At 70.0% G+C, this 24434-nt stretch carries 31 protein-coding genes and 1 pseudogene; 7 read left to right on the top strand and 25 right to left on the bottom strand.

Annotated elements, in window-relative coordinates; all coding sequences use genetic code 11:
- Positions 1-2 precede the first annotated feature (2 nt).
- Positions 3-1118, top strand: a complete 1116-nt coding sequence (gene alc / locus AB0B50_RS40075) for an allantoicase (protein WP_362341473.1) — start codon at positions 3-5, stop codon at positions 1116-1118.
- 72 nt (positions 1119-1190) lie between these two features.
- Here alc and AB0B50_RS40080 read toward each other — a convergent pair whose 3' ends face one another.
- Positions 1191-1931 carry an SDR family oxidoreductase gene (locus AB0B50_RS40080; protein ID WP_362341476.1) on the bottom strand — a complete coding sequence of 247 codons (741 nt, stop codon included), beginning with the start codon at positions 1929-1931 and terminating at the stop codon, positions 1191-1193.
- 183 nt (positions 1932-2114) lie between these two features.
- Here AB0B50_RS40080 and AB0B50_RS40085 point away from each other — a divergent pair, with 183 nt between their 5' ends.
- From AB0B50_RS40085 to AB0B50_RS40095, 3 genes are all read left to right on the top strand, one after another.
- The gene (locus AB0B50_RS40085; protein WP_362341478.1) at positions 2115-2723 is read left to right on the top strand and encodes a dihydrofolate reductase family protein; all 609 of its coding nucleotides are present in this window, start codon (positions 2115-2117) and stop codon (positions 2721-2723) included.
- 95 nt (positions 2724-2818) lie between these two features.
- Positions 2819-3730 (top strand): DMT family transporter, encoded by a 912-nt coding sequence (locus tag AB0B50_RS40090; protein ID WP_362341584.1) that lies wholly within the window; start codon positions 2819-2821, stop codon positions 3728-3730.
- Positions 3731-3873: 143 nt separating this feature from the next.
- A complete protein-coding gene (locus AB0B50_RS40095) occupies positions 3874-4281 on the top strand; it encodes a ribonuclease (RefSeq protein ID WP_362341481.1) in 408 nt (135 codons plus the stop codon).
- A 33-nt stretch (positions 4282-4314) separates the two neighbouring features.
- On the opposite strand, the gene AB0B50_RS40100 is transcribed toward AB0B50_RS40095, so the two are convergent.
- Complete coding sequence (locus AB0B50_RS40100) at positions 4315-4521, bottom strand: hypothetical protein (RefSeq protein ID WP_362341484.1); 207 nt, start codon at positions 4519-4521, stop codon at positions 4315-4317.
- A 157-nt stretch (positions 4522-4678) separates the two neighbouring features.
- Here AB0B50_RS40100 and AB0B50_RS40105 point away from each other — a divergent pair, with 157 nt between their 5' ends.
- The 3 genes from AB0B50_RS40105 (at position 4679) to AB0B50_RS40115 (ending at position 7259) form a co-directional block, all read left to right on the top strand.
- Positions 4679-5974 (top strand): sensor histidine kinase, encoded by a 1296-nt coding sequence (locus AB0B50_RS40105; protein WP_362341487.1) that lies wholly within the window; start codon positions 4679-4681, stop codon positions 5972-5974.
- Positions 5971-6666, top strand: coding sequence for a response regulator transcription factor (locus AB0B50_RS40110; protein ID WP_362341489.1), 696 nt, complete (start codon positions 5971-5973; stop codon positions 6664-6666). The genes AB0B50_RS40105 and AB0B50_RS40110 overlap by 4 nt, the downstream gene beginning before the upstream one ends.
- Before the next feature lie 203 nt (positions 6667-6869).
- Positions 6870-7259: a PaaI family thioesterase gene (locus AB0B50_RS40115; protein WP_362341586.1), complete on the top strand. Its 390-nt coding sequence runs from the start codon at positions 6870-6872 to the stop codon at positions 7257-7259.
- A 61-nt stretch (positions 7260-7320) separates the two neighbouring features.
- Here the strand turns inward: AB0B50_RS40115 and AB0B50_RS40120 are convergent, their stop codons facing one another.
- The 23 genes and pseudogenes from AB0B50_RS40120 to AB0B50_RS40230 form a co-directional block, all read right to left on the bottom strand.
- Positions 7321-8325 (bottom strand): Gfo/Idh/MocA family oxidoreductase, encoded by a 1005-nt coding sequence (locus AB0B50_RS40120; protein ID WP_362341492.1) that lies wholly within the window; start codon positions 8323-8325, stop codon positions 7321-7323.
- 82 nt (positions 8326-8407) lie between these two features.
- Positions 8408-10354: an FAD-dependent oxidoreductase gene (locus tag AB0B50_RS40125; protein WP_362341495.1), complete on the bottom strand. Its 1947-nt coding sequence runs from the start codon at positions 10352-10354 to the stop codon at positions 8408-8410.
- A 544-nt stretch (positions 10355-10898) separates the two neighbouring features.
- A complete protein-coding gene (locus tag AB0B50_RS40130; RefSeq protein ID WP_362341497.1) occupies positions 10899-11210 on the bottom strand; it encodes a hypothetical protein in 312 nt (103 codons plus the stop codon).
- Positions 11211-11341: 131 nt separating this feature from the next.
- A complete protein-coding gene (locus AB0B50_RS40135) occupies positions 11342-11797 on the bottom strand; it encodes a hypothetical protein (RefSeq protein WP_362341587.1) in 456 nt (151 codons plus the stop codon).
- Positions 11794-11973 carry a hypothetical protein gene (locus tag AB0B50_RS40140; protein ID WP_362341589.1) on the bottom strand — a complete coding sequence of 60 codons (180 nt, stop codon included), beginning with the start codon at positions 11971-11973 and terminating at the stop codon, positions 11794-11796. Before AB0B50_RS40140 ends, AB0B50_RS40135 begins: the two co-directional genes overlap by 4 nt.
- A gap of 271 nt (positions 11974-12244) precedes the next feature.
- Positions 12245-12697 (bottom strand): annotated as a pseudogene (locus AB0B50_RS40145) (YgjP-like metallopeptidase domain-containing protein); the annotation flags it as partial.
- A gap of 53 nt (positions 12698-12750) precedes the next feature.
- On the bottom strand, positions 12751-13101 hold the full coding sequence (locus AB0B50_RS40150) for a hypothetical protein (RefSeq protein WP_362341500.1): 351 nt from the start codon (positions 13099-13101) through the stop codon (positions 12751-12753).
- Positions 13101-13919, bottom strand: coding sequence for a hypothetical protein (locus AB0B50_RS40155; protein WP_362341503.1), 819 nt, complete (start codon positions 13917-13919; stop codon positions 13101-13103). Before AB0B50_RS40155 ends, AB0B50_RS40150 begins: the two co-directional genes overlap by 1 nt.
- A 114-nt stretch (positions 13920-14033) precedes the next feature.
- Complete coding sequence (locus AB0B50_RS40160; protein ID WP_362341506.1) at positions 14034-14240, bottom strand: hypothetical protein; 207 nt, start codon at positions 14238-14240, stop codon at positions 14034-14036.
- A 126-nt stretch (positions 14241-14366) separates the two neighbouring features.
- Positions 14367-16022, bottom strand: coding sequence for a ParB/RepB/Spo0J family partition protein (locus AB0B50_RS40165; RefSeq protein ID WP_362341509.1), 1656 nt, complete (start codon positions 16020-16022; stop codon positions 14367-14369).
- Positions 16023-16047: 25 nt separating this feature from the next.
- A complete protein-coding gene (locus AB0B50_RS40170) occupies positions 16048-16683 on the bottom strand; it encodes a hypothetical protein (RefSeq protein ID WP_362341512.1) in 636 nt (211 codons plus the stop codon).
- Between the two features lie 149 nt (positions 16684-16832).
- Entirely contained in the window at positions 16833-17735 is a 903-nt protein-coding gene (locus tag AB0B50_RS40175) for an N-6 DNA methylase (protein WP_362341516.1), read from the bottom strand.
- 258 nt (positions 17736-17993) lie between these two features.
- Positions 17994-18560, bottom strand: coding sequence for a hypothetical protein (locus AB0B50_RS40180; protein WP_362341519.1), 567 nt, complete (start codon positions 18558-18560; stop codon positions 17994-17996).
- 1 nt (position 18561) lies between these two features.
- Positions 18562-19137, bottom strand: coding sequence for a hypothetical protein (locus AB0B50_RS40185; RefSeq protein WP_362341522.1), 576 nt, complete (start codon positions 19135-19137; stop codon positions 18562-18564).
- Positions 19138-19212: 75 nt separating this feature from the next.
- Positions 19213-20238 carry a DUF3560 domain-containing protein gene (locus AB0B50_RS40190; protein ID WP_362341525.1) on the bottom strand — a complete coding sequence of 342 codons (1026 nt, stop codon included), beginning with the start codon at positions 20236-20238 and terminating at the stop codon, positions 19213-19215.
- The gene (locus tag AB0B50_RS40195) at positions 20235-20471 is read right to left on the bottom strand and encodes a hypothetical protein (protein WP_362341528.1); all 237 of its coding nucleotides are present in this window, start codon (positions 20469-20471) and stop codon (positions 20235-20237) included. The genes AB0B50_RS40190 and AB0B50_RS40195 overlap by 4 nt, the downstream gene beginning before the upstream one ends.
- Positions 20468-20908 carry a hypothetical protein gene (locus AB0B50_RS40200; RefSeq protein ID WP_362341530.1) on the bottom strand — a complete coding sequence of 147 codons (441 nt, stop codon included), beginning with the start codon at positions 20906-20908 and terminating at the stop codon, positions 20468-20470. Before AB0B50_RS40200 ends, AB0B50_RS40195 begins: the two co-directional genes overlap by 4 nt.
- 83 nt (positions 20909-20991) lie before the next feature.
- On the bottom strand, positions 20992-21303 hold the full coding sequence (locus AB0B50_RS40205) for a hypothetical protein (RefSeq protein WP_362341533.1): 312 nt from the start codon (positions 21301-21303) through the stop codon (positions 20992-20994).
- An 80-nt stretch (positions 21304-21383) separates the two neighbouring features.
- A complete protein-coding gene (locus AB0B50_RS40210) occupies positions 21384-21719 on the bottom strand; it encodes a hypothetical protein (RefSeq protein ID WP_362341535.1) in 336 nt (111 codons plus the stop codon).
- A gap of 163 nt (positions 21720-21882) precedes the next feature.
- Entirely contained in the window at positions 21883-22338 is a 456-nt protein-coding gene (locus tag AB0B50_RS40215; RefSeq protein WP_362341538.1) for a hypothetical protein, read from the bottom strand.
- A 31-nt stretch (positions 22339-22369) separates the two neighbouring features.
- Positions 22370-22888: a hypothetical protein gene (locus AB0B50_RS40220; RefSeq protein WP_362341541.1), complete on the bottom strand. Its 519-nt coding sequence runs from the start codon at positions 22886-22888 to the stop codon at positions 22370-22372.
- Positions 22885-23229, bottom strand: a complete 345-nt coding sequence (locus tag AB0B50_RS40225; RefSeq protein ID WP_362341543.1) for a hypothetical protein — start codon at positions 23227-23229, stop codon at positions 22885-22887. Before AB0B50_RS40225 ends, AB0B50_RS40220 begins: the two co-directional genes overlap by 4 nt.
- A gap of 250 nt (positions 23230-23479) precedes the next feature.
- Positions 23480-24352, bottom strand: a complete 873-nt coding sequence (locus AB0B50_RS40230; protein WP_362341546.1) for a hypothetical protein — start codon at positions 24350-24352, stop codon at positions 23480-23482.
- Positions 24353-24434 lie beyond the last annotated feature (82 nt).

Raw genomic sequence — 24434 nt, forward strand, 5'->3', positions numbered from 1 at the left:
CAGTGACGGCGATACCTTCCTTCACCGGCGACGCGAGCCCCTACGGCGGCGGCGAGCCCTTTGCCGACTACCGCACGGCCGACTTCCCCTTCACCCAGTACGCCAACCTCGCCGACCGGCAGCTCGGCGCCGGTGTGATCGCCGCCAACGACGAGTTCTTCGCGATGCGCGAGAACCTGCTGCTCCCGCACGACGCCGTCTTCGACCCGGAGCACTTCGGGCACAAGGGCAAGGTCATGGACGGCTGGGAGACCCGCCGCAGGCGCGGCGTCTCGGCCGAGCACCCCTGGCCCACCGCCGAGGACCACGACTGGGCCCTCGTCCGGCTCGGCGCCCCCGGTGTCATCCGCGGCATCGTCGTCGACACCGCCCACTTCCGCGGCAACTACCCGCAGGCCGTGTCCATCGAGGGCACCAGCGTCGCGGGTTCGCCGACCCCCGAGGAGCTCCTCGGCGACGACGTGAAGTGGACGACCCTCGTCCCGCGCACGCCCGTCGGAGGCCACGCCGCCAACGGCTTCGCCGTCGACGTCGAGCAGCGCTTCACGCACCTGCGCGTCAACCAGCACCCCGACGGCGGCATCGCCCGCCTGCGCGTGTACGGCGAGGTCGCGGCCGACCCCAAGTGGCTCGCCGCGCTCGGCACGTTCGACGTCGTCGCCCTGGAGAACGGCGGCCAGGTCGAGGACGCCTCCGACCGCTTCTACTCCCCGGCCACCAACACCATCCAGCCGGGCCGCTCCCGCAAGATGGACGACGGCTGGGAGACCCGCAGGCGCCGCGACACCGGCAACGACTGGATCCGCTACCAGCTGGTGCAGCAGTCCGAGATCCGCGCCGTCGAGATCGACACCGCGTACCTCAAGGGCAACTCGGCCGGCTGGGCCTCCCTGTCCGTACGCGACGGCGAGAACGGCGAGTGGGCCGAGGCGCTGCCGCGTACCCGCCTTCAGCCGGACACCAACCACCGCTTCGTCCTGGACGCCCCGGTCGTCGGCACGCACGTGCGCATCGACATCTTCCCAGACGGCGGCATCTCCCGCCTGCGTCTGTTCGGTTCGCTGACCGAGGACGGCGCGGCCAAGCTGGCGGCCCGCCACCAGGAGCTGGGCGGCTGACCCGCCCCCGCCGAACGTGGGGCGCACCGGGTGGACAGCCCCGGTGCGCCCCGCATCCAACTCCCCTTGCGGTCAGGCGGCGTGACCGCCGTCGACCGACAGCTCGGTACCGGTGATGTACGCGGCGTCGTCACCGGCGAGATAGCCGACCAGGGACGCCACCTCGTCGGCGGAACCGAAGCGACCGAGTGCCGTCATGGCGCTCTGTCCGTCGGCGAAGGGGCCGCCCGCCGGGTTCATGTCGGTGTCGATGGGGCCCGGCTGGACCAGGTTCGCCGTGATCCGGCGCCCGCCCAACTCCCGTGCGAGCGCCTTGTTCAGGCCGATCAGGGCGGCCTTGCTCGTCGCGTAGAGCGTGCCGCCGGGGCCCGGCACCCGCTGTGCCATGCAGCTGCCGATGGTGATGATCCGGCCGCCGTCCCGGAGCCTGCCCGCCGCCGCCTGCGAGGCCAGGAAGACCCCGCGTACGTTGACGGCGATGACCCGGTCGACGTCGGCGAGCGTCAAGTCGCCGATCGGTCCCAGGACGCCGATACCGGCGTTGTTCACCAGGATGTCGAGGCCGCCCAGGTCGTCGGCCGCGCGTTCCACGGCACCCGCCGCGTCCCCGGCCTCGGCCGCGTCCGCCTTGATGGCGAAGGCGCGCCGCCCCATCGACTCGATCTTCGCGACGATCTCGTGGGCCGCGCCCTCGTTCTGTACGTAGGTGATCGCCACATCCGCGCCCTGCTCGGCCAGGCGCAGCGCGGTGGCCGCGCCCATGCCGCGGCTGCCGCCGGTGACCAGGGCCTTCTTGCCGGTGAGAGTAGACATGTCCGTACCTCTTCTGCGTGTGTATCCGGGGGTATCCGCCGCTGTGGGCGAGAAGTGCTTGCGGGTTCAATGAAACTCGTCCGGGTAGGCGAAGGCTGGCGGTAATCGGACGTGGCGATGACTTCCCGGAGGCTGCGGAGTCTGAGTGGGAGAGAGCCTCAACCGACAAGGAAGGCGTTCGCCATGAAGCTCACGCTCACCCAGTTCCTCACCCTCGACGGTGTCTTCCAGGGCCCGGGTGGCCCGGACGAGGACCGCAGTGCCGGCTTCGCGTACGGAGGCTGGTCGATGCCCTACAACGACGAGGACTTCGGCGCGTTCATCAACGAGGTCTACGACCAGGTCGACGCCTTCCTGCTCGGCCGTGGCACGTACGAGATCTTCGCCGCGTACTGGCCGAAGATGACGGACCCCGCCGATCCGGTGGCCTCGCGGCTCAACGCCCTGCCGAAGTACGTCGCGAGCACCACGTTGACCGGCTCGGACTGGCAGGGCACGCGGATCATCGGCCGCGACGACGTGGTCAAGGACGTCACCGCCCTCAAGGAGCAGCCGGGGCGCGAGCTCCAGATGCACGGCAGCGGCAAGCTCGCCGGTTCCCTGATGGCGCACGACCTGATCGACACCCTGCATCTGGTGACGTACCCGGTGGTCCTCGGCGCCGGCAAGCGGTTCTTCGCGGAGGGCGGCTTGCCCAGCGCCTTCCGGCTCACCCGGTCGCGTGCGACGTCCACGGGCGTCGTCATCAGCACTTACGAACGCGCGGGCCGCCCGGAGTACGGCAGCTACTGAGGTCTTCCTGGCGCGATCTCCGTCGGGTACGGTGTGCGCTCCGCGTGCGAGCCGTCGAAGTCTCCACACCCTCCGGCCCGTTGGAGACCGCGCCCGTGTCGTCGCTCGCCGCCACCCCCGCCGCGCTCGCCCCGCGCCGCGCCTGGCTCACCGATCTGCCCGTGCTGCTCGTCGCCGTGGTCTGGGGCGCCAGCTACCTCGCGGCCAAGGGCATCACCACGACGCACACGGTCATCGCCGTGCTCGTGCTGCGCTTCGGCGTGGTGCTGCCCGCGCTCGTGGCGGCCGGATGGCGTTCGCTGCGCGCGCTGACCCGGGCGCAGTGGCGCGGGGCCGGGGTCCTCGGGCTGATCCTCGGCGTGATCTTCCTCCTGGAGACGTACGGGGTCGTCCACACCTCGGCGACCAACGCGGGCCTCATCATCAGCCTCACCATGATCTTCACGCCGCTCGCGGAGTCCGTGGCGCGCCGCGCGCGACCGCCGCGCGCCTTCCTCGCCGCCGCCGGGCTCTCCGTACTCGGCGTGGTCCTGCTGACCCAGGGCGGCGGCTTCACCAGGCCCTCGCCCGGCGATCTGCTGATCCTCCTCGCCGCCCTCGCCCGCACCGCCCACGTCCTTGCCATGTCCCGCATGAAGGCCGTGCGGGACGCCGACTCGCTCTCCCTCACCACCGTCCAACTGGGCGGCGCGGTCCTGGTGTTCGCGGTGCTCGCGGCATCCGGGGTGGGTGAGGCGCCATGGTCCGTCGCGGCGGACTTCGGTCCGCGCGCGTGGGCGGGGCTGCTCTTCCTCTCCGTGTGCTGCACGCTCTTCGCGTTCTTCGTGCAGATGTGGGCGGTGCGCAGGACCTCGCCCTCACGGGTCAGCCTGCTGCTCGGCACGGAGCCGCTGTGGGCGGCCGCCGTCGGCATCACGCTCGGCGGTGAACGCCTCGGCGTCGCGGGGCTGTTGGGTGCGGCGCTGGTGCTGGTGGGGACGTGGTGGGGGCGTCGAGCCGTCGGCTGAGGTGCGGGGCGACCGTCGGGCCGTCGAGGGCCGGAGGCGTGGGAGGACGCCAGGTGTCCGGGCGGCGGCAGGTGGTTAACTCCTGGAAAATTCAGTGCACTTGACGTTGACACGCCAACCTCTACGCGCGTCACACTGGACCCATGCGTATCCCCCCACGAATTCTCAGCGTCACTGCCCTGGCCGCCGCCCTGCTCGTCGGCGGCCCCGTCGCGGCCACCGCGAGCGCCGCGCCGGCCGCCCCCGTCGCGTACTCCGTCACCGCCGTCGGCGACATCTGCTACTCCGCGCTGCCCTCCCAGGCGCACGACACCCTCGACCTGATCGGGAAGGGCGGCCCCTACCCCTTCCCGCAGGACGGCACCGTCTTCCAGAACCGCGAGGGTGAGCTGCCGCAGCAGAGCTCCGGCTACTACCACGAGTACACGGTGATCACGCCGGGCTCGGACGACCGCGGCGCCCGCCGCATCGTCACCGGCGAGAAGAGCCAGGAGGACTACTACACCGCCGACCATTACGCGTCCTTCGACCTGGTCGACTACGGCTGCTGAGCCACCCGCCCCCGCCGTGCGGGCCGGACCCGGTCACCCTTCCTTCCGGCTCGCCACGGCGGCGAACACCGCGCACGCGAGCACGATCAACGCCACGCTCGCGTACGTCTCGTAGCCGTCGAGGAAGCTCAGGCGCTGCACCAGGCCCCAGCCGCGCAGCTCACCGGTGAACCGGTGGACCAGGCCGACGGCGCCCTGGATCAGCAGGACCACACCGAGAAATTCCAGAAGCCGCTTCATGAGGCGATCCTCGCCGCGTGCCTTCCCCGCGGACATCCGCCGCCGGGCGAGGATCCCTCATGGAGCCGGGTCCGAAAGTCGTGGACCTGCGCGACTTTGGTCGACGATCATGGACGGGGCGCGGCCGGGACCGCTTCTGTGCGTAGATTTGTCGACCATGAGCGGCACTGAGTCCACGCCCCGCCCCGAGCCCGCGGCCGAGTCCGGTCCCGGGCCCGTGGCACAGTCCGGCCCGGGGCCCCTGGCCAGAAGTCCGTGGACGCTGCCCTCCTCCATCGCCCGCGAGTTCGACCCGAGCCGCGTCGGGCGCAAGTCCCGGCGGACCGTACGGGACTGGATCTCCGACTTCGCCTGCTTCTTCGCCGCCGTCGTCATCGGGATGATCGGCGCCGACGCGGTCGGCAACAACCCGCACATCTCCCCGGGTCTCGCGGAGTTCGACCAGGTGGTCGGCGCGCTCGCCTGCGCCGCGGTCTGGCTGCGCAGACGGTGGCCGGTCGGCCTCGCCGTCGCGATGGTGCCGGTCGCGGTCGTCTCGGACACGGCGGGCGGCGCGGCGGCGGTAGCCCTCTTCACGCTCGCCGTGCACCGCCCCTTCCGGTACGTCGCGTGGATCGGCGGCATCTCGATCGCGGTGATCCCGCTCACCTACTGGCTGCGCCCCGACGCGGATATGCCCTACGGGGTCTCCATCGCCTTCGGCGTGGTGCTGACCGGGGCGGTCATCGGCTGGGGCATGTTCGTGCGCTCCCGCCGCGAGCTCCTGCTCAGCCTGCGCGACCGTGCCGTGCGCGCCGAGAACGAGGCCGCCCTGCGCGCCGAACAGGCCCAGCGCCTGGCCCGCGAGGACATCGCCCGCGAGATGCACGACGTCCTCGCCCACCGCCTCACCCTGCTCAGCGTCCACGCCGGCGCCCTGGAGTTCCGCCCGGACGCACCCCGCGAGGAGGTCGCCCGCGCTGCCGGTGTCATCAGGGAGAGCGCGCACGAAGCCCTGCAGGACCTGCGCCAGGTGATCGGCGTCCTGCGCGGCGGCGACGCGGACGCCCAGGACCGCCCGCAGCCCACGCTCGCCGCGCTGGACACCCTGGTCTCCGAGTCCCGCGAGGCGGGCATGAAGGTCGTCCTCGACAACCGCGTCACCGACCCCGAAGCCGTGCCCGCCGCCCTCGGCCGCACCGCCTACCGCATCGCGCAGGAAGGCCTGACCAACGCCCGCAAACACGCCCCCGGCGCCGAGGTGACGGTCACCGTCACGGGCGCGCCCGGCGAGGGCCTGACCCTGTCCGTGCGCAACCCCGCGCCGCCCGGCGACGTACCGAAGGTGCCCGGCTCGGGGCAGGGCCTGATCGGGCTCGCCGAGCGGGCCTCGCTCGCGGGCGGCAGGTTCGACCACCGGGCAGGGCCCGACGGCGGATTCCACCTGGAGGCCTGGCTACCGTGGGCGTCATGAAACCGATCAAGCTGCTGCTCGTCGACGACGACCCGCTGGTGCGCGCCGGGCTCTCCTTCATGCTCGGCGGCGCGGACGACATCGAGATCGTGGGCGAGGCGGGCGACGGCACCGAGGTGGCTCCGCTGGTCGGTGAACTCCGCCCCGACGTCATCCTGATGGACATCCGCATGCCCACGATGGACGGCCTCGCCGCCACGGAGGCGCTGCGCAAGCGCCCCGACGCCCCCGAAGTCATCGTGCTCACCACCTTCCACGCCGACGAGCAGGTGCTGCGGGCCCTGCGCGCGGGCGCGGCGGGCTTCGTCCTCAAGGACACCGCGCCCGCCGAGATCGTCGCGGCGGTGCGCGCGGTGGCCGCGGGGGAGCCGGTGCTCTCGCCCGCGGTGACCCAGCAGCTGATCACCCAGGTGACCGGCGCCGACCCCCAACTGGACAGGAAGCGCCGCGCCTTGGACCGGCTCGACGCGCTGGGGGAGCGGGAGCGCGAGGTCGCCGTCGCGGTGGGCCGGGGCGGTTCGAACGCGGACGTCGCCGCGCAGCTGTTCCTGAGCGTGGCGACGGTGAAGGCCCACGTCTCCCGGATCCTGACCAAGCTGGACCTCAACAACCGTGTGCAGATCGCGCTGTTGGCGCACGATGCGGGACTGCTGGACGAGGAGGACCCGTCCGGTGGTAGAAGTCGTCCATGACCGATCCCTGGACGAACGATCCCTCGACGGCCGATCCCTGGACGACTGGTCCCTCGACGGCCGATCCCTCGACGGCCGATTCCTGGACGACTGGTCCCTCGACGGCTGATCCTTCAGCGTCCGAACCGCTGCCCGCCGGGCCCGAGTCCGAAGCCGCCGGGTCCGGGGCCGCCGATCCGCCGGCCGACCCCATCGACCTCGCCATGGCCCAGAAGGTCCTGGACGCCCAGCCGTTCAGCCGTCTCGTCCGGGCGCGCATCACGCGCTTCGGCGAGGGCGCGGCCACGCTGGAGATCGGCATCCGCGAGGAACTCCAGCAGCAGAACGGCTTCCTGCACGGCGGCGTGCTCGCCTACGCCGCCGACAACAGCATCACGTTCGCCGCCGGAACGACCCTCGGGCCCGCCGTGCTGACCTCGGGCTTCTCCATCCAGTACGTCCGTCCTGCGACCGGCGCCAAGCTCGTCGCCCGCGCCGTCGTCGCCCACACGGGCCGCCGACAGGCCGTGGTGCGCTGCGAGTTGTCGACCGTCGGCGATGACGGAACGGAGACGCTGTGCGCGGTGGCGCAGGGCGCGGTGCTCGCGACCTGAACCGCCGCGGTCTGCATCGCCGTGACCTGAACCGCCGCGACCTGAACCACGGGGCGCGGCCTCAGCCCCCGGCGATCTCCGACAACGCCACAGGACGCCGCTCCCTGCGCGAGCGCTCGCACGCCTCCGCGATCCGCAGCGCGTGCAGCGCCTCGCGGCCGTCGCAAGGGTTGGCCCGTTCCCCGCGTACGACGTCGACGAAGGCGGCGAGCTCCGCCTCGTACGCGGGGGCGAAGCGCTCCAGGAAGCCGGACCAGGGCTTGGCCGGTGCGGGCGGGCCCGCCGGTTCCACCGAGGTGAGGGGCGTGCGCTCGTCCATGCCGACCGCCAACTGGTCGCGCTCACCGGCCAGTTCCATGCGGACGTCGTAACCGGCGCCGTTGCAGCGCGTCGCGGTGGCCGTGGCGAGCGTGCCGTCGTCGAGGGTGAGCAGGGCCGCCGCCGTGTCGACGTCGTCCGCCTCGCGGAACATCGCGGGCCCCGCGTCGGACCCGGTCGCGTACACCTCGGTGACCTCGCGCCCCGTCACCCAGCGCAGGATGTCGAAGTCGTGGACCAGGCAGTCGCGGTAGAGCCCGCCGGAGAGCGGCAGATAGGCCGCCGGGGGCGGCGCCGGGTCCGAGGTCGTCGCGCGGACGGTGTGCAGCCGCCCGAGGCTGCCCGCGCGGACCGCCTCGCGCGCCGCCGCGTACCCCGCGTCGAAGCGCCGCTGGAAGCCGAGCTGGAGCACCGTGCCCGCGGCCTCGACCTCGGCGAGCGCGGCCAGCGTGCCCGGCAGGTCGAGCGCGATGGGCTTCTCGCAGAACACCGGGAGCCCGGCCCGCGCCGCCCTGCCGATGAGCTGGGCGTGCGCCGAGGTCGCCGCCGTGACCACCACGGCGTCGACGCCGGCGGTGAACACGTCGTCCACCGACGCGGCCGCCGTCGCCCCGGTCCGCGTCGCGAGCTCGGCCGCCCGCCCCGCGTCCGCGTCGGCGACGACCAGCGACGTCACCTCGGGATGACGGCTCAGCGCCGCCGAGTGAAAGGTGCCGATGCGGCCCGTTCCGATCAGTCCGATGCGCATGGCCCCACCCTCGCGACGCCCCGCCCCTCCTGTCAATGGTTTGTCCGGACAACTGAACTGTCCGGACAACCGGACTTCGGAGTCAGGCCTGGTGGACTTCGAGGGCGGCGCGTACGGCGGATTCGAGGGCGCCTTCGATCCAGGCCGGTTTGAGCGAGGTGTGGTCGCCTGCGAAGTGGAGGGGGCCTTCGGGGGCGGTGAGGTGGGGGAGGAGCTCGGTGTGCTGGCCGGGCAGGAGGACGGAAGCCTCGCCGTAGGCGTAGGGGTCGCGCATCCAGCTCTGGGTGCGGCCCGCGCCCGTGTAGAAGACCTCGATGCGCTGGCCGTAGATGTCCTGCAGGCCGCGCAGGGCGTGCGGGTAGCGGGCGTTGTCGTCGAGGCAGTCCCAGCGCAGGGCGTCGTCGGCCCAGCTGTAGGAGGCGAGGATGACTCCGCCCGGGCTTCCGGGGACGGGGTGGGAGGGGTGGAAAACGAACCGGTTGGAGTTGTCGGAGACCGAGCCGCCACCGATCGCCGCGGTCGCCTCGGGCTGATCGCGCAGGGCGGAGCGGCGGGCCGCGTACTGGGCGCGCTGGTCGCCGTCGAGCCAGCCGTCGGGCACGGAGGGGTGGGCGCCCAGCAGAGAGCCGTCGGTGGGAGCCTTGCCGGTGCGGTAGGCGTCGTAGAGCCCGGGACGGAAGCCGTCGAGTTCGCGCTTCCACTCCGCTTCGGTCCACTCCCACCAGCGGCGGGAGAACTCCAACAGGACCTTGGTGGCGGCGTCGTAGTGCATCTCGGTGATCGCACGCCGCTTCCCGTACGACATGCGCGGGGAGACGGGCAGCTGGCGCAGCCCCGAGAACGGCACGGTGACGATTGCGGTGTCGGCGGTGAACTCCTCGCGCTTCACCGGCCCGTGGCCGTGCTCGGAGACCGTGTCGACCCACACGCCCTTGCCCGCGGGGGCCTCCTCGCCGTGGGCGATGCGGGTGACACGGCGGTTGAGGCGGACCGCGTCCTTCACCCGGTCCAGCAGGGCGTCGGCCAACAGTGCGGTGCCGCCGTTGATTTCGTAGAAGCGGGTGCGCGGCTGGATGAGCGCCGAGCCCATGAAGCTGTGCAGGAAGGCGAGCGGCAGGCGGGAGGTGAGGTTCTCCAGGGTGCCGAGCAGGTCGATCGTGTGCGGGTCCAGGCGCGCGTGCTCGGACAGGAAGCGGTACATCGACCACTCCCCGAACCGTTCGATCACGCGGGTCCAGCCTGCCAGGCACTCGGGCAGGGGTTTGTCGACGCGCAGCCCGTCGGGGCCCTTGTCGGAGAACTCGTCGCGGACCGGCTCCAGGGCCTCGCTGAGGATCTGCGCGGAGGGGACGGCCCACAAGCGCCGCGGGACCCCGAAGGACCGGTTCACCGCACGGGGGTTCTTGAGGTAGTCGGAGCGCCGCACGCGGACGCCGTTGACGTACAGCCAGGTGCGGGCCGCCGGCTGGGAGTTGTGGTCCACGTCGACGAGGTAGAAACGGCGGCGTTCGAGACCGAGTCGGTCGATGAGTCCGCTGACCAGCGGGTGGCTGTCAGGGATGCGCATGGCGCCGGCCTCGGCGTACTGCCTCGGATCGGCGAACGGCTGCCGGGCCTTCTCGTGGCCGCCGGTGCGGAACGTCTTGATCCGTCCGCCGGCCCGGTTGCCGTTGGCTTCCAGCACGGTGACCTCATGGCCTGCCTGCCTGAGCAGGGCGGCGGCGCTCAGCCCGGCCACTCCGGCCCCGACGACCAGCACCTTCTTGGGGCGCTTGCCGGTGCGCGGCAGCCCCTGCCCCAGCAGGACGCTCCGGTAGAGCGGGAGGAGAGGCTGATCGTTCCTGTCCAGGAGGAGCAGGGCGCGCGCCACGTCCTTGTGTGCGTCACGGAGTGGGGAAAAGGCCGCTGCGGAACGTTTCTGCTCGGCCGCCGAAGCGGACGGAAGGAGGGCGGACTGCTCCGCTCCGACTGCGGCCAGGGCCGCGGCGGAAAGGGTGAACGAGCGACGGGAGAAATGCTGCGCAACCATGGGGTCCGGTCTAGGGGGTGGAGCTCCCGCAGGTGCGGCGGCGCACAGGGCGCCGCGGCGGGCGCCACCCTTCCGGAGGACTGGAAGGCCGCGGAAGCAGGGGGTGCGCGGACCGTGAGCGGCCATGAGCTTGTCCGGACAGCAGAACTGTCCCGACAACTGAACTGTCCTGACAACTGAACTGTCCTGACAACCGAACTGTCCGGACAACCGAACTTCAGAGATGGTGGCTTCTGTTTCCCGACCAAGTGAGGGAACTGGGGTCCGCCCAGGTCAGGGCTGAATCGCTGCAGGTCAGAGGCCTTGCGGTGCAGGCGGAGAGCTGTAGCGGAACGGAGTTCTTGCCTGGTCCTGCCGTAGCTTTCCTTGGCTGTCGTTAGCGTTCTGTCCCCCGATGGTCCCCCGCGGTGTCCTCTGAGTGGGGCTCTGGGGCTCTCGGCTGACGTGTCTCTTCAAGACCCCAGGTGACCGGCTGCTCGGCAATCAACTGACTACCGGTCCGGGTTCGTGGCGGCTTGCGGAAACTCCTGCTGCTCTCATGTCGTTACCGGAGCTGCGCGCGGTCCTGATCGAGCCTTGCGCGGGCCTGCGCCACTGCCGCCATGTCGACGGGTGCCTCCACCCCTAGCTCGGCATGCACACGCTGGTAGACGCCATCTTCGAGCAGTGAGAGTTCGACATCGCGCCACGGGGTCGGGCCGACGAGCGCGGTCAGTCTCTTGATGCGCTCGGTGAGGAAGTCGCAGCGCATGGACCAGCGGTCGCGAAGGGCGGCGTCGCGAGCCGCGTTGAGGTCGCTCCAGAGGCTGTCAAGTTCCGCGCGGATGGCTTCGCGCAGGGTTTCGAGCTCGGTCATTTGTTGTTCCGTCCCGTCTCGGTGGCGGTGCCATCGTGTCACTTGGGCGTCGGGGGTGATGCTTTCGCGGTGGCGTGGATGCCCTGATGGCGTTGTCGCCCCAGGGCGTGGCCCGTGGGGCGATGCGTCTCCTAAGGGGAGCACTCCTCACAGTGTGAGGAGCACAGTGCGGCCTCGCTTTGCAGCTGGCCCTTGCCGCAGGTTCGGCAGTTGGCCCAGGCGCGCGCGGTGAATTTGACGTCGGGGGAGCCGCATCGTGTGCAGCGCACTCCGTGTATTCGTGGCAGGTTGCCGACCTCGTCGGGTTCGCCGGCGGTGTAGCCCTGGAGTCGAATGTTGGGACTGTGAAGGTCGACTTCGGGGATGTCGGGGCGTTCGCGGTTGATGTACAGCCACACCTGATGACCGATGTATCGGTTCGAGGTCAGGGGGTGTGCTTCGAGCTCGGTGGTCCAACAGCGGGCATCGGGTGCCCGGCCGGTTCCGTCGTCGGCTGCTTCGTAGTAGGTGACGGTCCAGATCGCTTGCCAGTTGGTGCCGAGGCCGGGGCGTTGGGCGTTGGCTCGGGGGGCTCGCGTTGTGGTCACGGGTGGTGTGTGTCCTTGAGGTGGTGCGGATCGGAGGGCAGGGTCATGGGCTGGGTTGCTGGGCCCCGGTGGCATTCGCGGTAGAGGCGGTTGAAGTCGTGCATGGCGCCGGGGGTGTCGGCGGTGCAGGGTTCGTAGCCGTCGGGGGCGGGGCGACAGTAGAAGCCGTAGGTCATGCATTCGGATTGGCCGGGGAACTGGCCGGTCCAGGTGGTGTTGCAGGTGCTTTTGGGGTGGCAGGTGTTGCGCTGAAGGCCGGTGTGGGCGCAGTGGGCGATGCCGCAGCGATCGGGGTGCAGTGTGTCGGGGAGGGTGCTGCAGCTGGGGCAGTTGGGGTTCGTCGGTTAGGTGGGGGTGAGGGGCTGGGGTGAGGCCGCGAGTGGGGCGCATGAGGCTGGAGAAGGTGCCGGTTAAGGGCCTGTTCGAGGTACTTACGGAGACCTGGGATAGATCGTTTTCGAGCCATTTCCGGCCGACGCTGGTGTAGAGGTTGATGATGGCTCGTCGGGCTTTGTCCGGTTCGCGGGCGGTGCTCTCCTGGAGGTGGAGCCGCCTCTCGGGTGAGCTGCCTCGGTGAAGGTGGAGAGGGGGGTTCTGCTCGCAGTCGGGGACGATGTGCAGCCGGTGCGGGTGGCCGAGGATGTCGAAGGATGTGTCGGTGGTGAGTTGCTTGGTCGGGTCGTCTGGGGTGGTTGCAGCGAGGTGGGTGAGTCGCTGGTAGATCCATGAGCGGCGGCGTTCGACGAGGGTCGTGGCGTCAGTGTCGGTGGTCGTGTGCGGGCCGCGGACGATGATGGTGCCTTGCTTGTTGACGCTGAGTGCGAGGGTGGTGTGGTGGCTGGTGCGGATGAGGATGCGGGCGGTGCCGACGGTGATCACGCGCTCGCTCTTATAGGTCACGATCTAAGTTTCCTGGTTCGGGTGGTGCTGGTGCGCTCTTGGGTGAGCGGGGGCTAGGCGCAGGAGCCGCAGACCCATGCCTGCGGGGTGCCGTGGAGTACGAGGTCGAGAACCCGGTGCGTGCGTGCCGCGCAGAGCTGACAGGTCAGCTCGAAGGTGCGCAGCATCCGAAGGGGGAGCAGCAGTTCTTCGGGATGCACGGTCAGCGGCGCCGTTCTGCCCAAGGCGTGGATCGTCAGGCGCGTGCTCACGGTGGGGTGGGCCTGGCTGGATTGGGCGATCAGGTGGTCATCGGGCGCTTTGGGCAGGGCGAAGGCGTCTTGCTCTTGGAAGTCGGCGGCGGGGACCGTGTTCGTGATGGGGATCGACACGATGAAGCCGCGCTCGGGATGCGGGGCGGCCATCAGTGGCCTCGCCTCACGGGTTGTGGCGGCATAGATGTTCGCTGTTCCGTGTGCTTGCGGGCTGCGGCGTACCGCTGGGCGGCGTTGAGGTCGCCGGGCTTGCCGAGGGTGATCGCGAGGGCGAGAAGCAGTCCCTGGACGAGGGCGTTCTGCTCGGCGTGGTTGTCGTGAGGCATGGCCTGGCCGTTCGGAGCGTCGGCGTCGGGCGGGAGGTGGGCCTGCTGGTGACGGAGGGTTTCGGCTGCGAGTTGGCGGCGCACCGGTTCGAGGTGGCGTTGGTGGTGCCGGTGGTCGGCGGATCGCTGCCGAAGGTCGTGGCCGAGTAGCCGTCGGCAGCTGCCGCAGAGGTGTTCGGGGGCGGGCTCGGGGATCTCTCGCAGTGCGAGCCGCCCGCAGAGGGTGAGGACTAGTTGGTTCGGGTCGGTCGGCCAGGTGGTGACGGTGACGAGGTGAGGCTTCCCGGAGACGGATGCGCCGTAGGTGCGGGGCGTCGGCTGGTCTGGCTGTTCGAGGCCGAGGAGGAAGGCAAGGTCGGCCGGGGCGTGTACGAGGAGTTCGGCGGCGGTGATGGCGGCGGCGAGAGCCTGGGCGGGCTCCTCGTCGTCGGGGGCGTGGTTGCACAAGACTTCGGCGACGCGGGCGCCACTGGGTTCGAGGAGTTCGAGGGGGGTGTGGACGGCTTCGGGGTCGTCGGCGTCGACGAGCGCACCGTTCTCGGTCCAGTGGGAGCGGTGGAGTTCGAGGGGTGGCAGGTTAGCGGCGGTCAGGCGGGCTGTGATGGCTGTGATGCGGTCGGCGCGGTCGGGGCTGGCGGTCATGGGGAGTGGTCCGTTCGGTGGGTTGTGCGGGGTGACGCCCCCTCCAAGCGGTAGCTAAACTCTACTCTCTATCGAGGAGGCGTCAAACCCGAAACATGAAGGTCAGAAGGGTGGTTAGGTGTAGCGGCGCAGCTCGTCGAGCTTGCGGCGCAGATAGTGGTGGTCGGCTGCCAGGTCCTCAATGCGCTCGGCGTACTCGGCTGCGGCGACCGGAGCGCCATCGGCCAGGGCGCGGGCCCGTTCCCGATGCAGCTGGCGCAGCTGCATCGTGTTGAGCTCGATCGCGTCGGCCAACGAGTCGGCGTACTCAGCCAAGTTCACGTGCGCTCCCCGTGCTGCTCGCGGCGGCTGTACGCACCGAGTGCGCCTTGGCGGCGCAGTTCGGAGGCACTGTTGCGGCGTGGACGGACGGTGAAAGTGATCATGGGCATTCCTGGGGTGAGATGGTCAGGCGGCAACGGGTTCGGCTTCCTCGTCCTGCGCGCGTTCGTCCCCCTGCGCAGCCAGCGCCTCCGCACGCTGCTTTGCCTGCTCCTCGCCCCTCGCCAGGGTCTCGGCTTCGATGTCGGAAAGGGCGTAGCCCTCCGTCTTCAAGAAGGCCAGCCACTCGGTGGTCTCGGTGCTGGGCTCTCCGCGCCAGGCGCTGTCGCCCATTGCCTGCTGCTCGTAGGCGGCGCAGGTCAGCGCGAGCAGAATCTGCCAGCGCCGGGCTGCCGGAGTCGCCGCGATCACATCGGCGAAGGGGGCCTTGACCCGGTTCCACTTGCTGCTGCGCTGCGCGTTCGGGTCCGGAACCCGCAGGAACGAGGCCATCAGTTCCGTGTCGTGCGTCTCGATGAAGTGCTCGAACAGGTACATGGTGCCGGTCAGCGTCGACAGGGTCATCGACCAGGTCGCAGAGGAAGCGTGTCCCTTCTTCGTGCAGAGCCTGGCCAGGAACTCGTGCCGCACCGGCCTCGCCGCCCGCCACGCCTTGTTGTTGGCGATGACTGTGCGACGCTCCTCCTTCTCCTGCTCCCGGCTCTTGTTCTCCCTGGCGTCCTTCGGCGCCTTTGGGCTGAGCTGGTGCCCGCATTTCTTCCAGTCCTGGCACACCCACACCGTCACCGGCTCATCCCGGTCAAGGAAAGCCGCATGCCCGGGGCAGGTGGCATGCTCCTCCGCGTCCAGGGCGGTGCCATCGGCCGTCACCAGATCGGTGAGCGGGCGAGCGGGAGTGCGCGTCCAGTCCCAGCAGTAGTCCACCAAGGGCACGCCGGCCGCCTTCAGTTCCTCGCGGAGTTTCGTGCGTGCCGCGCGGTCGGCCTTGCGGGCGCGCAGCTCCTGCATTTCGTGTGCCCAGTGGCCGCGTTGCCCGCTGCCCTCCTCGATGTCGCGCCGCTTGGCGTGACGTAGCCAGTCGATGGCGTACTCGAGTTCTTCGACTTCGTGGAGATCGGCCATCTCGACGAAGTCGAAGTCATAGGTCAGGGCGCGATCCAGGACGGGGTCGCTGAGCTGATCGGCCTTTTCGGCCGCCTTCACCTGCTTCGCTGTGAGCCCCAGGGCGCGTGTGTGCTTCGCCTTGCGGGTCTTGCTGATGTTCATCAGGGAGAGTTGGCGGACAGCCGCGAGGTCATCGCGTGCGGAAGCCGCCGTGCGGTGCTTGTTCTCGATCAGGCTGAGCGTCAGCGCGTCGTCGTCCACGCCCGCCAGGTCGGTGCGGATGATCGCCGGAACCATGCGGAACGGGCGACCCTTGGAGATTGCCTTCTCCGCGGCGAGTACAGCGGCCTTGCAGCGGCGCTGACCGAAGATCACACCGAGCGTCACGCCGTCCTCCTGCGGGCGCAGCAGCAGCGGAGTCTGCACGCCGATCTCTTCCACTGACGCGATCAGTTCCGCATCCGGCACGGTCGTGTCCACCACGTCCGGACCGGGCTCGGCCTCCTCGCCGTCCTCCGGCCCACGGTCGCTGTCGGCGGATGCTGTAGGCGACTTGCGGTGGTTGTAGGGATCGATGACCAGCGTGCGCGGGTCGATCCAGGCGAAGGCTCCGGCGAACCCTTCGATGCCGACAGCGGATTGCGTGACATCGGGCTCGGTGGACTTGGTGGCAGTCATCATGCTCCTTGAAACGGTTGCGGAGTCAGTCGCGGGAGGTGACGGACTTCTTGCTGGCGCGGCGCGGTGATTTGGTGTCCTTCGGCTTCGCGGGGGCCTTCCGGGCGCCGGACTTGGGGGCCGTCTTGGCCTTGGCGGTGCTCTTGAGGGTGCGCGCCTTCGGAGGCGCGGTGGCGGGCTCGGCGGGGGTGGGGGCCTGCTCGGGCGTGGCGGCGGAGTCCTTCCCCCGGCAGCGCCCGCGTGAGGTGAGGGCCGCGCGGTGGCCGTCGAAGGCGGGGAGTAGCACGGTGCGGATGGCCGTCAAGGCCGCCTCCAGCGGGCTCTGCTCGTGGGTGAAGGTGACGCCGGTGCTGTAGCGCACGCCCTCGGCCAGCGGGGTGGCCACCGTCTCGGTGGCCGTCGTGGCGGGCGGGGCGCCGCCGATGGCGAACGTCTGGAGCGCCCGGCCGTCGAACAGCAGCCGCAGTCCGATGGCCCGGCCGTCCGGGCCGGCGAGGTGCAGGCCCTCGCTCCCGTTCGGGACGTAGTCGGTGGTGGCTTCCCAGTCGTCGAGCTCGGCGGCCAGGGAGTTGCCGAGCTGGTGCAGGTCGGCCGAGGAGAGCCTGACCGGCTCCTGGTCTTCCTGGTCGACGGCGTCCGGGTGCGGTGCGGTGGTGTCCATGGGGTGTCCTTCGCTGAAGAGAGCAACTGCTGTGCTGCCTGCGGGCGGGAGGGGTCTTGCCGGTGGGGGTCTCATCTCAACCAATAAATAAATTCTACTCTCAAGTGAGGTGGGGGCAAGTCCGTTTGCCCAGGTCAGAAGGGGGGGTGCTAAGCGGCGTCTGCGAGGGCCGTGTCCATGAGGTCGTGCGCCTGGCGGATGGCGGCGATGATCCGTGCCCGGCCGAGCACTTCGTCGCGGTGCTCGAAGACGGCGCGCGCCTCCCGCATCGCATCCTCGACGGCGTTCGGGTTCGCCAGCGCATCCGCGCACGCCACGGTCACGCGAGGCCCGAACGCCCAGACGATCGCGTTGACTGCCGCGCAGGCGGCGGCTATCGGATCGATGTCCACCATCGACCACTGGACTTCGGCGGGATCAAGGCCGATTTCGCGCATGTGCTGCGCGGCCGCCCTCAGCAGGCCCCCACTGCCAGAGCACGGATCGTGAATATGCTGGCCCGCCTTCACCCCTACTGCATCGAGGCCGATGTCGGCGATGGACTCCAGGCCCATCGCCTCGCCGATGGCCTCGGCGACCGCTGGCGGGGTGTGGTACTCACCGAGCCCCTGTCGCGCCCCGTGGGAGCGCAGGCACATCATCACCGGCGACAAGACGTCCGTTGCCGAGCGCAGGAACGGGTCCTCGTGTGCGGTCAGGTCGAACAGGCCGCGCTTGAGGGCGGTTTCGGCAACGGCATGCACCGCGTGCAGGCGGTGCTCGTCGACATCCTCGTTCAGCCACTCGTGCAGGATTCGGGCGCGCTCGATCAGGTCGGGGCGGTGCATCCAGTGCATCGACCAGATCTCGCGGAGCATCGCGATCAGCTGCGGGCCGTCCTGGGCGAGGATCTGCGACTTGAGGTCCGGGCCGTCCGGGTCCTTCTCCCGCACCAGGCACAGGGCGGCGACCACGCCGATCGGAACTTCGATGTCGGTGCCGCCATGGCGGTTGTGCCACCGGCCGGCCACGGCTTCGCCGATCTCCGATGCGCGCCGGTGCGGATCGCTCACCGGCCGCGGGCGTCCTGTCCGCCGGGCCTGTGGCGGGGGAGCCGCAGAAGCCTTCTGTGCTTTCGACGTTGGGGGTGCGGTGTTTCGTCGTGGCGCTGCGGCGAAGGTGTCGGGGACCGGTGCGGGGTCGGGGGCCAGATCGGCGAACAGATCGAGCTGCTGGGGCACGGCGGACCTTTCGGTCGGGGTGTGGGCATGCGGCGGCCCGCCCGGCAGGAGCGGGCGGGCCGTGATGGTGGAGGCGAAGAAGGGGGCGGCTCAGGCGTGGAGGATCCACACGGCGCCGAACGGCGTGTGCCAGATGTGGGACTGCGCGGCTCGGTGGACATCGGTGCGCACGTCGTCCCAGCGGATGCGCCCGTAGGTGTCGGGGTAGGGCTCCAGGTCCCAGGCCATGTCTGCTTCGGCGGAGGTCATGATGTCGGCGATGGAATTCCCGAACCCGATGACCTGCTCGCGGTACCGCTGATGCGTGGCGCGGACCTCCTGGCGCCAGAGATCATCACGCTCATGCCGATGGCCACTGGCCGGGCGGACCCAGCCGTCTTCGCTGATCGCGTCGTGCTTCACGAGCGCCACCCAAGCCACCGCCCGCTCCCGGGAGCGCACGGCCGGGCGGAAGGCGACCTCACCGACCACCATCTCCAGTGCGCACGCCGGATCGCTCGCCACCGAGGCCCGGTCGGTATGCCGGTCTGCCGCAATCGCGCGGGCGGCCACTTCGGTGCGCGCCTGCCAGTGCGGTACGAGATAGGTGTACGTGCCGCTGTCGTGCTCGGGGTGCCAGAGGGTGATCCGCCACATGCCGCGCATCCATCCGGTCACGTCAGGCCACCCCCTGCTTCTCCTGCTTCACCGTCTCCAGGTGTGCCGTGAGGGCTTCGGCCCGCACGCCGGTCGCGGGGCACGCCCCCAGGAGCCGGTCGATCTCCGTGAGCATCCGCGCGTAATCGAGCTGGAGTTGGGCCTCGGCAATCACGGCCAGCGTGGTGGCGACCTCCTTCTCGGAGGTGGGGTGCGAGACCAGGCAGCGGCACGTCTGCTGCGCGCGCCCGGCGAGCTTGGCCAGGACCGCGGCGTGCTCGCTCCTGGCGATGCATCCGGGGTGCCGGAACGCGGGGCGGTTGCGCCGCAGGTGGCTGTAGAAGCGGTCTCCGTCCCAGTCGTCACAGACCAGGCAGTGCACCGGCCAGAGCACGTCGCTGCCCGGGTATCCGCCCAGCGGCACCCAGCCGAGCTCGTCGATGCGGGCCAGCGCGCGTACGGCGGAGGCGAGATTGCGGGGCGTGGGCTGAAGGCCGCTGAGGTGAGGGCTGACGCCGCTGGCGTCCGGTATGAGGGTGGCGCGCATGCGGGGGCCGTTCTCGTTGTGGATGGGGAAGGTGGCGAGGTGGGGCGTCACCCCCCTCGCTTGTGAACTAAATTCTACTCTTCTTTGGGGCTGGGGCAACTGCGAAGCCCCAGCCCACAAGGGGGACTACTCGGCGCTCGGCGTCTCCAGCAGCTGCGCCATCCGCTCCGCGTCCAGACGCCCGAAGACCTTGTCGTAGCGGACGGTGTGGGTCATGTCGCCGAAGGAGGAGTTCTCTTGGGTGACGACCTTGGAGTGCACGTTGAGGATGCTCGGCACGGTCACCGACTTCGGATTCACCCTCAGCACCTGGAACCAGCGCCCGTGGATCCGCGCGAAGTCCCCCTTGGAGAAGTCCGCCGGCCCCCAGACCTTGAAGCCGTCGGCCTCGGCCTTCGCGATGATCTCTTCCCAGAAGCCGATCTCTTCCGTCAGCTCCTCGTGCCGCCGCTGCAGCTCCGCCACGGTCTCCGGGTTGCCGATGTCGCGGGTGAACCCTGCGGCTGACTCGCCCTTCTGCCACCGCTCCACTCGGCGCAGATCCGCACGCAGCGTCTCCAGGCGCCGCAGCGTGCGGCGCGGGTCCTTGCGGAACTTCTCGTAACTCTCGGCGGCCGCAGCCCTTCCCGCCCAGTACCCCGCACGCTCATCCTCAGTGATCGACGTGCCCATGTCGCTGTGGATGCGCTCCTGGTCGCGACGCGCACGCCGCTCCGAATGATGGCCCATGAGTATGGGCTGCCCGAAGGGGATCGATGCGGCCAGCCGGTGCGCGCTCGCCCGCCGCTGGCTGGAGCGGGCAGCGGCCCGACCGGCCCGCTCCTCGAACCGCTCGGCCCGCGCCTCGGCGCGCTCGACCCGTTCCGCCTCCGCCTCCGCGAAGGGGCGGCGGGTGTCCTCGTCGATGGACACCGTCACCTCGAAGCCCGCAGTGCGCAGCCGTTCGGTGAGCGCCTCCAGCATGCCTTTCGGTGCCTGCTTGTCACGGCTGTGCGGGAGATACCAGCAGCCCAGATTGCGGGAGAAGCGGGCCAAGTTGATGTAGCCGGACGGGTAGTCGCGGGTGCGCAGAACGGCTGAGGGGCCGTCGTCCTTGCTGGTTCCGTGGATGAGGGTGCCGTTGCTGCGGGTGTGGGTGATCGTGATGGTCACTGCTGGGTTCCTTCCGCGAGTTCAGGAAACGGGACGGGGATGAGCGTCAGGCCGGTGTGCCAGCCACCGAAGATGTCCTGCGCTGTCGGGTGCGCGGTGCGCAGCTGATGCCACGTGCCGTGGTCGGCCAGGACTTGGGATGCGGTGATGCGGAAACTGATCGCCGCGCCGTGTGTATCGCGCACCGGCTGGCTGTCGTGGCCGCGCAACCACACATGACGGTCGGGCCTCACGGCTCCTCCGGTGCTGCCGCGTAGGAGCACAGCAGCAGAGCCGTCTCAAGGGGCACCAGGAAGTCGTCGCGGTCGAAGGCAAGGGAAGACGTGGCATGACGCGCCGGGTGCCATCCGGCGCAGAACGCAGCCGCATCCCCATCCGGGTGCTGCTCGGCCCACGCGGACGCGTACTGGATGAAGGCCCATGCGTACTGGCCCGCAGGCGTTGCGGAATCGACGTCGGCCGCCGTGGCGGTGCGGGCTTCCCACGCAGCGACGAGCAGCAGGTGCTGCCGCACTTCCGGGAGGGTGACGGACCACAGGTGGGGCATATGGACGGCGACGGTGGCGGCATCCGCCGTGCTGCCCACGGATGCCATGACATGGCCGAAGAGGCTGTGGAGTGAGCGGGCCTCCCGCCCGTCGTCCTCGCTGTTGCTGATGTTGTCGTGCACGGTCGTGCGGTTCCTTCCGACATGTTCCAAGAGGTGCGGGCCGGGCTGTGCGCACCGTGAAGTGAGCACAGCCGAAGGGCTGTTCAGTAGGCGGCCAACCCGAAGATCAACCAGCCGTCCTCGCCGCTGCCGTTGGCTACGATCGGCAGTGCCCCGGCCGGTCCCCATGTGCTGCCGATCTGCGGGTGATCGCCGATCAGCAGTTCGTCGGCGCGAGCCATCGCGTCCCCTTCGGAGCGTCGAGGTTCGTCGAGCAGGACGACCTCGTCCTTCGCGGCGACGCTGCCGCTGTAGGCGCCGCTCCCGTACTCCCGCGCCGCTTCCTCGCGTGCGGCGGAGAAGGCGGCGCTGAGGTCGGATCCCGTGGCCGTGACGAAGAAGTCGATTGCACCCATCAGGTGCTCCCTTGCTTGAAGTTGGGGTGTGGGCATGGCGCGGCCCGCCTCGGTACGAGACGGGCCGGGGTGTTCCTGGATCAGTGGATGCGCACGCGGCGCCGGTTGGTGCGTATGACGCGGGCTCGCCGGTCGCGCTGGCGGTACACATCTGCCAGCGCGTTGTCGGCGCCGATCACCGCGGTGACCGCATCGTCGAGCACGGCGGCCCGCGTTGCGGCAGGCAAGGAGTGGAACCACGCCTCCATCGTGCGGCCGTCCTTCTTCTCCGCGCCGAGCAGCTCGGCGTAGGCGTCCCACGCGTGCACCGTGAGATGTGCCGCCCACTCGATGGCGGTCGCAGCCTGCTCCTCGGTGATGTTGTGCTCCGTGGCGACCTGGAGGACGGCGAGCGGATCGGCCAGTGGCGCGTGCATGGGGTGCGTTCCTTTCGGTGGTACGGCGGTGTGTTTCCCTCACCGCTCATAACTAAATTCTACTCTGCTCTGGGGGGGGTGTCAAACCCCGCAAACCCCGGCACGCTCACCAACTGGCCAGCCCGCAGCCCCGCTTCGAGCAGCAGGCGCTGCGGGCGACCGCTCATGCTGCGACCGCCAGAGCTCTTCCCCGCGTGGCGCGCTTGCGGATGCTCGCAGCCCCCGCGCGGCGGACATCGGCACGCTGGGCCGTCACCCGGCACTCGCCGCACAGCGGCTCCCCGAGCCGCCGGTGCCCCTTCACTCCACTGCTCGTCCCGCACGTCCCGGCCTGCGAGGGCAGCTTCGGCAACGCCTCCGCGCCCTGGGCACTCGCCACCACCTTGCCGTTGACCCAAATCCGCGCCGCGCACACCCCGTCGAACTGACTGGACGCCGGACGGACGCGGTCATAGCAGCGCGCGATGAACGGACACGACGTGCACGCCTCCATCAACGGCGCGCAGGCGTCCAGGAGTTGACGCAGCTGGCGCAGCAGCGAGCCGTCGGGCAGATAGCCGTCGACGCCCGCACAAGGGGCGAGCTCGGTCCAAGCGGTCGAGGCAGTCGAAGTGATCACGAGAGCTTGCTTCCTTGCCGTAGAAGGGGATTCAGAACAGGGCGGGGTGGGCGACGGCGGCGGGCAGGATCGCGTCCAGAGCGGCCGCCGCCTTGAGCTGGAGAGCCGAACTCCCGCGCGACCAGTCCCGGTAGAAGCCCCGGTCCCACGCCGCCGGATCGGCGTACGGCCCCGGGCAGGGCGTGTAGGCCTCCTCGTGCCTGGCGTGCTCCTCGACCGCCTTGCGCAGAGCGCCGTAGCGGACGGCGGTCAGGCGGGACTCGATGACCTGGTGCACCTCGCGCCAGGTGAACTCGCCGGCGCGAACACCTCGACGGGTGTCGATCTCGTACCGGAAGCCGCCCGGAGCGCGCGTCCATGTGCACATCGATCCAGCGTCGGGCTCGCCCTCTAGGCGGCGGACGGCCGTGTGTCCCTTGCGGCGCGCGAACTGGCCCTCGCCCCAGGCGATGCGGGCCGCCCCGTCGGGAAGGTCGGCGAACTCCAGCAGCTGCGCAGGCATGAAGAAGTCCCGCACGGCCATCTGCCGGTCATCGTCGGTCAGCCTCATGCCGCCGCCCCGGCTATGCGGGTGCAGGCGTCGAGGTGAGCTGTCACGGCGTCAGCGACAGTGGCGAGGCTGAGGTCCCCGGTGGAACCGCTGTCCCCTTCGGGCGGGAGCGTGTCGAGGACGGTGCACCGCCACGAGGGGTTGTGCGAGTCCTCGGGGACGTGGCTGACGTGCCAGCCCTTGAGGGATGGCCGCCGCAGCGGCAAGGTGTCCTGCCCGGCCACCACGATCAGTGAGCCGTCTGCGGCGCAGGCGCATACGGCCAGCCCGCCGCGGGTCTCGACGTAGGGGGTGGAGCCCGGCTGATTCGAGCGCGGCGTGCAGGTCGGCGTAGGCGGCACGCGCGGCCAGTTCTTCCGGGCCGTACGCATCGCGCAGGGCGGCAACTGTCGAGGTGATGTCGAGCATGAGCATCCGATCTGAATTAACATCGCGACCTATTAAAAATCGAGATCGCACTCTTCTGTCAATTCGAAGTGGCGGTCCGGCGGAGATGAGGCGGGCTGGGCGAGGGGGTTGATCATCCTGTGTAACTAAATTCTACATGCTCACGCTTGGTTGAGGTGACTTGGCCGAAGGGGAAGATGCGACCTATATTGACGCGTCGCGTTCACGATCCTCCTTGCCGGAAGCGTTCGTCTGCCTGATCTGCTCCAGACGCTGACGCGCCACCGGAGACAGGCCCTGAGGGTCTGGCTGTCGCCGCACCGAGTTCAGCACGCGCTCGTTCGCCGCGCGCCGAGACGCCACACGCTCATCCTCCTTGGCCTGCTGCTGAGCTTCCCGCTGCTTGCGCGGGCTCGTGCCGCAGGCTCGGCAACGACGGCCCGGCCGCTCCGGATGGGCCGGGCACCCGCCATGCCCAGGCTGACCTGAACGGGGAGCGCCTTCGCTTCCTTCATCTGCCGAGTCGGGCGCGTCCGTGGGTGCCCCTACAGCGGCAGCTGCGGGGGAAGGGGGGTTCTGCTGTGGGTAATTGGTGTGGTTACTAACTAGAAAGCCTGAAGAACCGGCGGCGGGTGCACCGGCGCCTGGTGAACCGACGCCTGAAAACCCGTCTTCGGGCTGTTCGGCTCCGTCTTCCACAGCCTGTGGAGCCTGCTCGGCCTCGGCCTTCAGCCTGCGCTCGACCCGCCTGACCACCTGGCGCGCGTACTCCTCAGCAGCCCACTCCTGGGCCGTGTCGTACACCTCCGTGATCCGGACCAGCTTTCCGTCGCTCAACCGCTCGGTGATCACCCGGTAGTAGCCGCAGTTGCGCAACTCCCGCAAAGCACCCTGCACCGCGTCCCGGCCTTCCTTGCCCACCTTGGCGATGGACTCGGCCCGCACCTGCCAGTCATCCGGCTTAGCGATCAGGAAGGCTAGGATTCCCCGCGCCCTGAAGCTCAGGCGGGAATCTTCGAGGGTGGCCGTCGGCAGCACGGTGAACCCGTTGCTGAGGTGGCGGCGCAGGATGGTCACGGAGGATGCCTCCAAGGCAGTGCAAGCAGCAAACAGCAGCAAGAAGAGGGAAAGGGGAGCGGGAGGGGCTAACAGGCCGTCA

It is taken from the genome of Streptomyces sp. NPDC041068, assembly GCF_040647455.1.
Classification (GTDB): domain Bacteria; phylum Actinomycetota; class Actinomycetes; order Streptomycetales; family Streptomycetaceae; genus Streptomyces.

Bases quoted from the DNA above. Each gene is read 5' to 3' on its own strand.
- AB0B50_RS40080 (WP_362341476.1), bottom strand. From the start codon at position 1,931: ATGTCTACTCTCACCGGCAAGAAGGCCCTGGTCACCGGCGGCAGCCGC.
- AB0B50_RS40085 (WP_362341478.1), top strand. From the start codon at position 2,115: ATGAAGCTCACGCTCACCCAGTTCCTCACCCTCGACGGTGTCTTCCAG.
- AB0B50_RS40095 (WP_362341481.1), top strand. From the start codon at position 3,874: ATGCGTATCCCCCCACGAATTCTCAGCGTCACTGCCCTGGCCGCCGCC.
- AB0B50_RS40100 (WP_362341484.1), bottom strand. From the start codon at position 4,521: ATGAAGCGGCTTCTGGAATTTCTCGGTGTGGTCCTGCTGATCCAGGGC.
- AB0B50_RS40105 (WP_362341487.1), top strand. From the start codon at position 4,679: ATGAGCGGCACTGAGTCCACGCCCCGCCCCGAGCCCGCGGCCGAGTCC.
- AB0B50_RS40110 (WP_362341489.1), top strand. From the start codon at position 5,971: ATGAAACCGATCAAGCTGCTGCTCGTCGACGACGACCCGCTGGTGCGC.
- AB0B50_RS40115 (WP_362341586.1), top strand. From the start codon at position 6,870: ATGGCCCAGAAGGTCCTGGACGCCCAGCCGTTCAGCCGTCTCGTCCGG.
- AB0B50_RS40120 (WP_362341492.1), bottom strand. From the start codon at position 8,325: ATGCGCATCGGACTGATCGGAACGGGCCGCATCGGCACCTTTCACTCG.
- AB0B50_RS40125 (WP_362341495.1), bottom strand. From the start codon at position 10,354: ATGGTTGCGCAGCATTTCTCCCGTCGCTCGTTCACCCTTTCCGCCGCG.
- AB0B50_RS40130 (WP_362341497.1), bottom strand. From the start codon at position 11,210: ATGACCGAGCTCGAAACCCTGCGCGAAGCCATCCGCGCGGAACTTGAC.
- AB0B50_RS40140 (WP_362341589.1), bottom strand. From the start codon at position 11,973: ATGACCTACGGCTTCTACTGTCGCCCCGCCCCCGACGGCTACGAACCC.
- AB0B50_RS40150 (WP_362341500.1), bottom strand. From the start codon at position 13,101: ATGGCCGCCCCGCATCCCGAGCGCGGCTTCATCGTGTCGATCCCCATC.
- AB0B50_RS40155 (WP_362341503.1), bottom strand. From the start codon at position 13,919: ATGACCGCCAGCCCCGACCGCGCCGACCGCATCACAGCCATCACAGCC.
- AB0B50_RS40165 (WP_362341509.1), bottom strand. From the start codon at position 16,022: ATGACTGCCACCAAGTCCACCGAGCCCGATGTCACGCAATCCGCTGTC.
- AB0B50_RS40170 (WP_362341512.1), bottom strand. From the start codon at position 16,683: ATGGACACCACCGCACCGCACCCGGACGCCGTCGACCAGGAAGACCAG.
- AB0B50_RS40205 (WP_362341533.1), bottom strand. From the start codon at position 21,303: ATGGGTGCAATCGACTTCTTCGTCACGGCCACGGGATCCGACCTCAGC.
- AB0B50_RS40210 (WP_362341535.1), bottom strand. From the start codon at position 21,719: ATGCACGCGCCACTGGCCGATCCGCTCGCCGTCCTCCAGGTCGCCACG.
- AB0B50_RS40220 (WP_362341541.1), bottom strand. From the start codon at position 22,888: ATGAGGCTGACCGACGATGACCGGCAGATGGCCGTGCGGGACTTCTTC.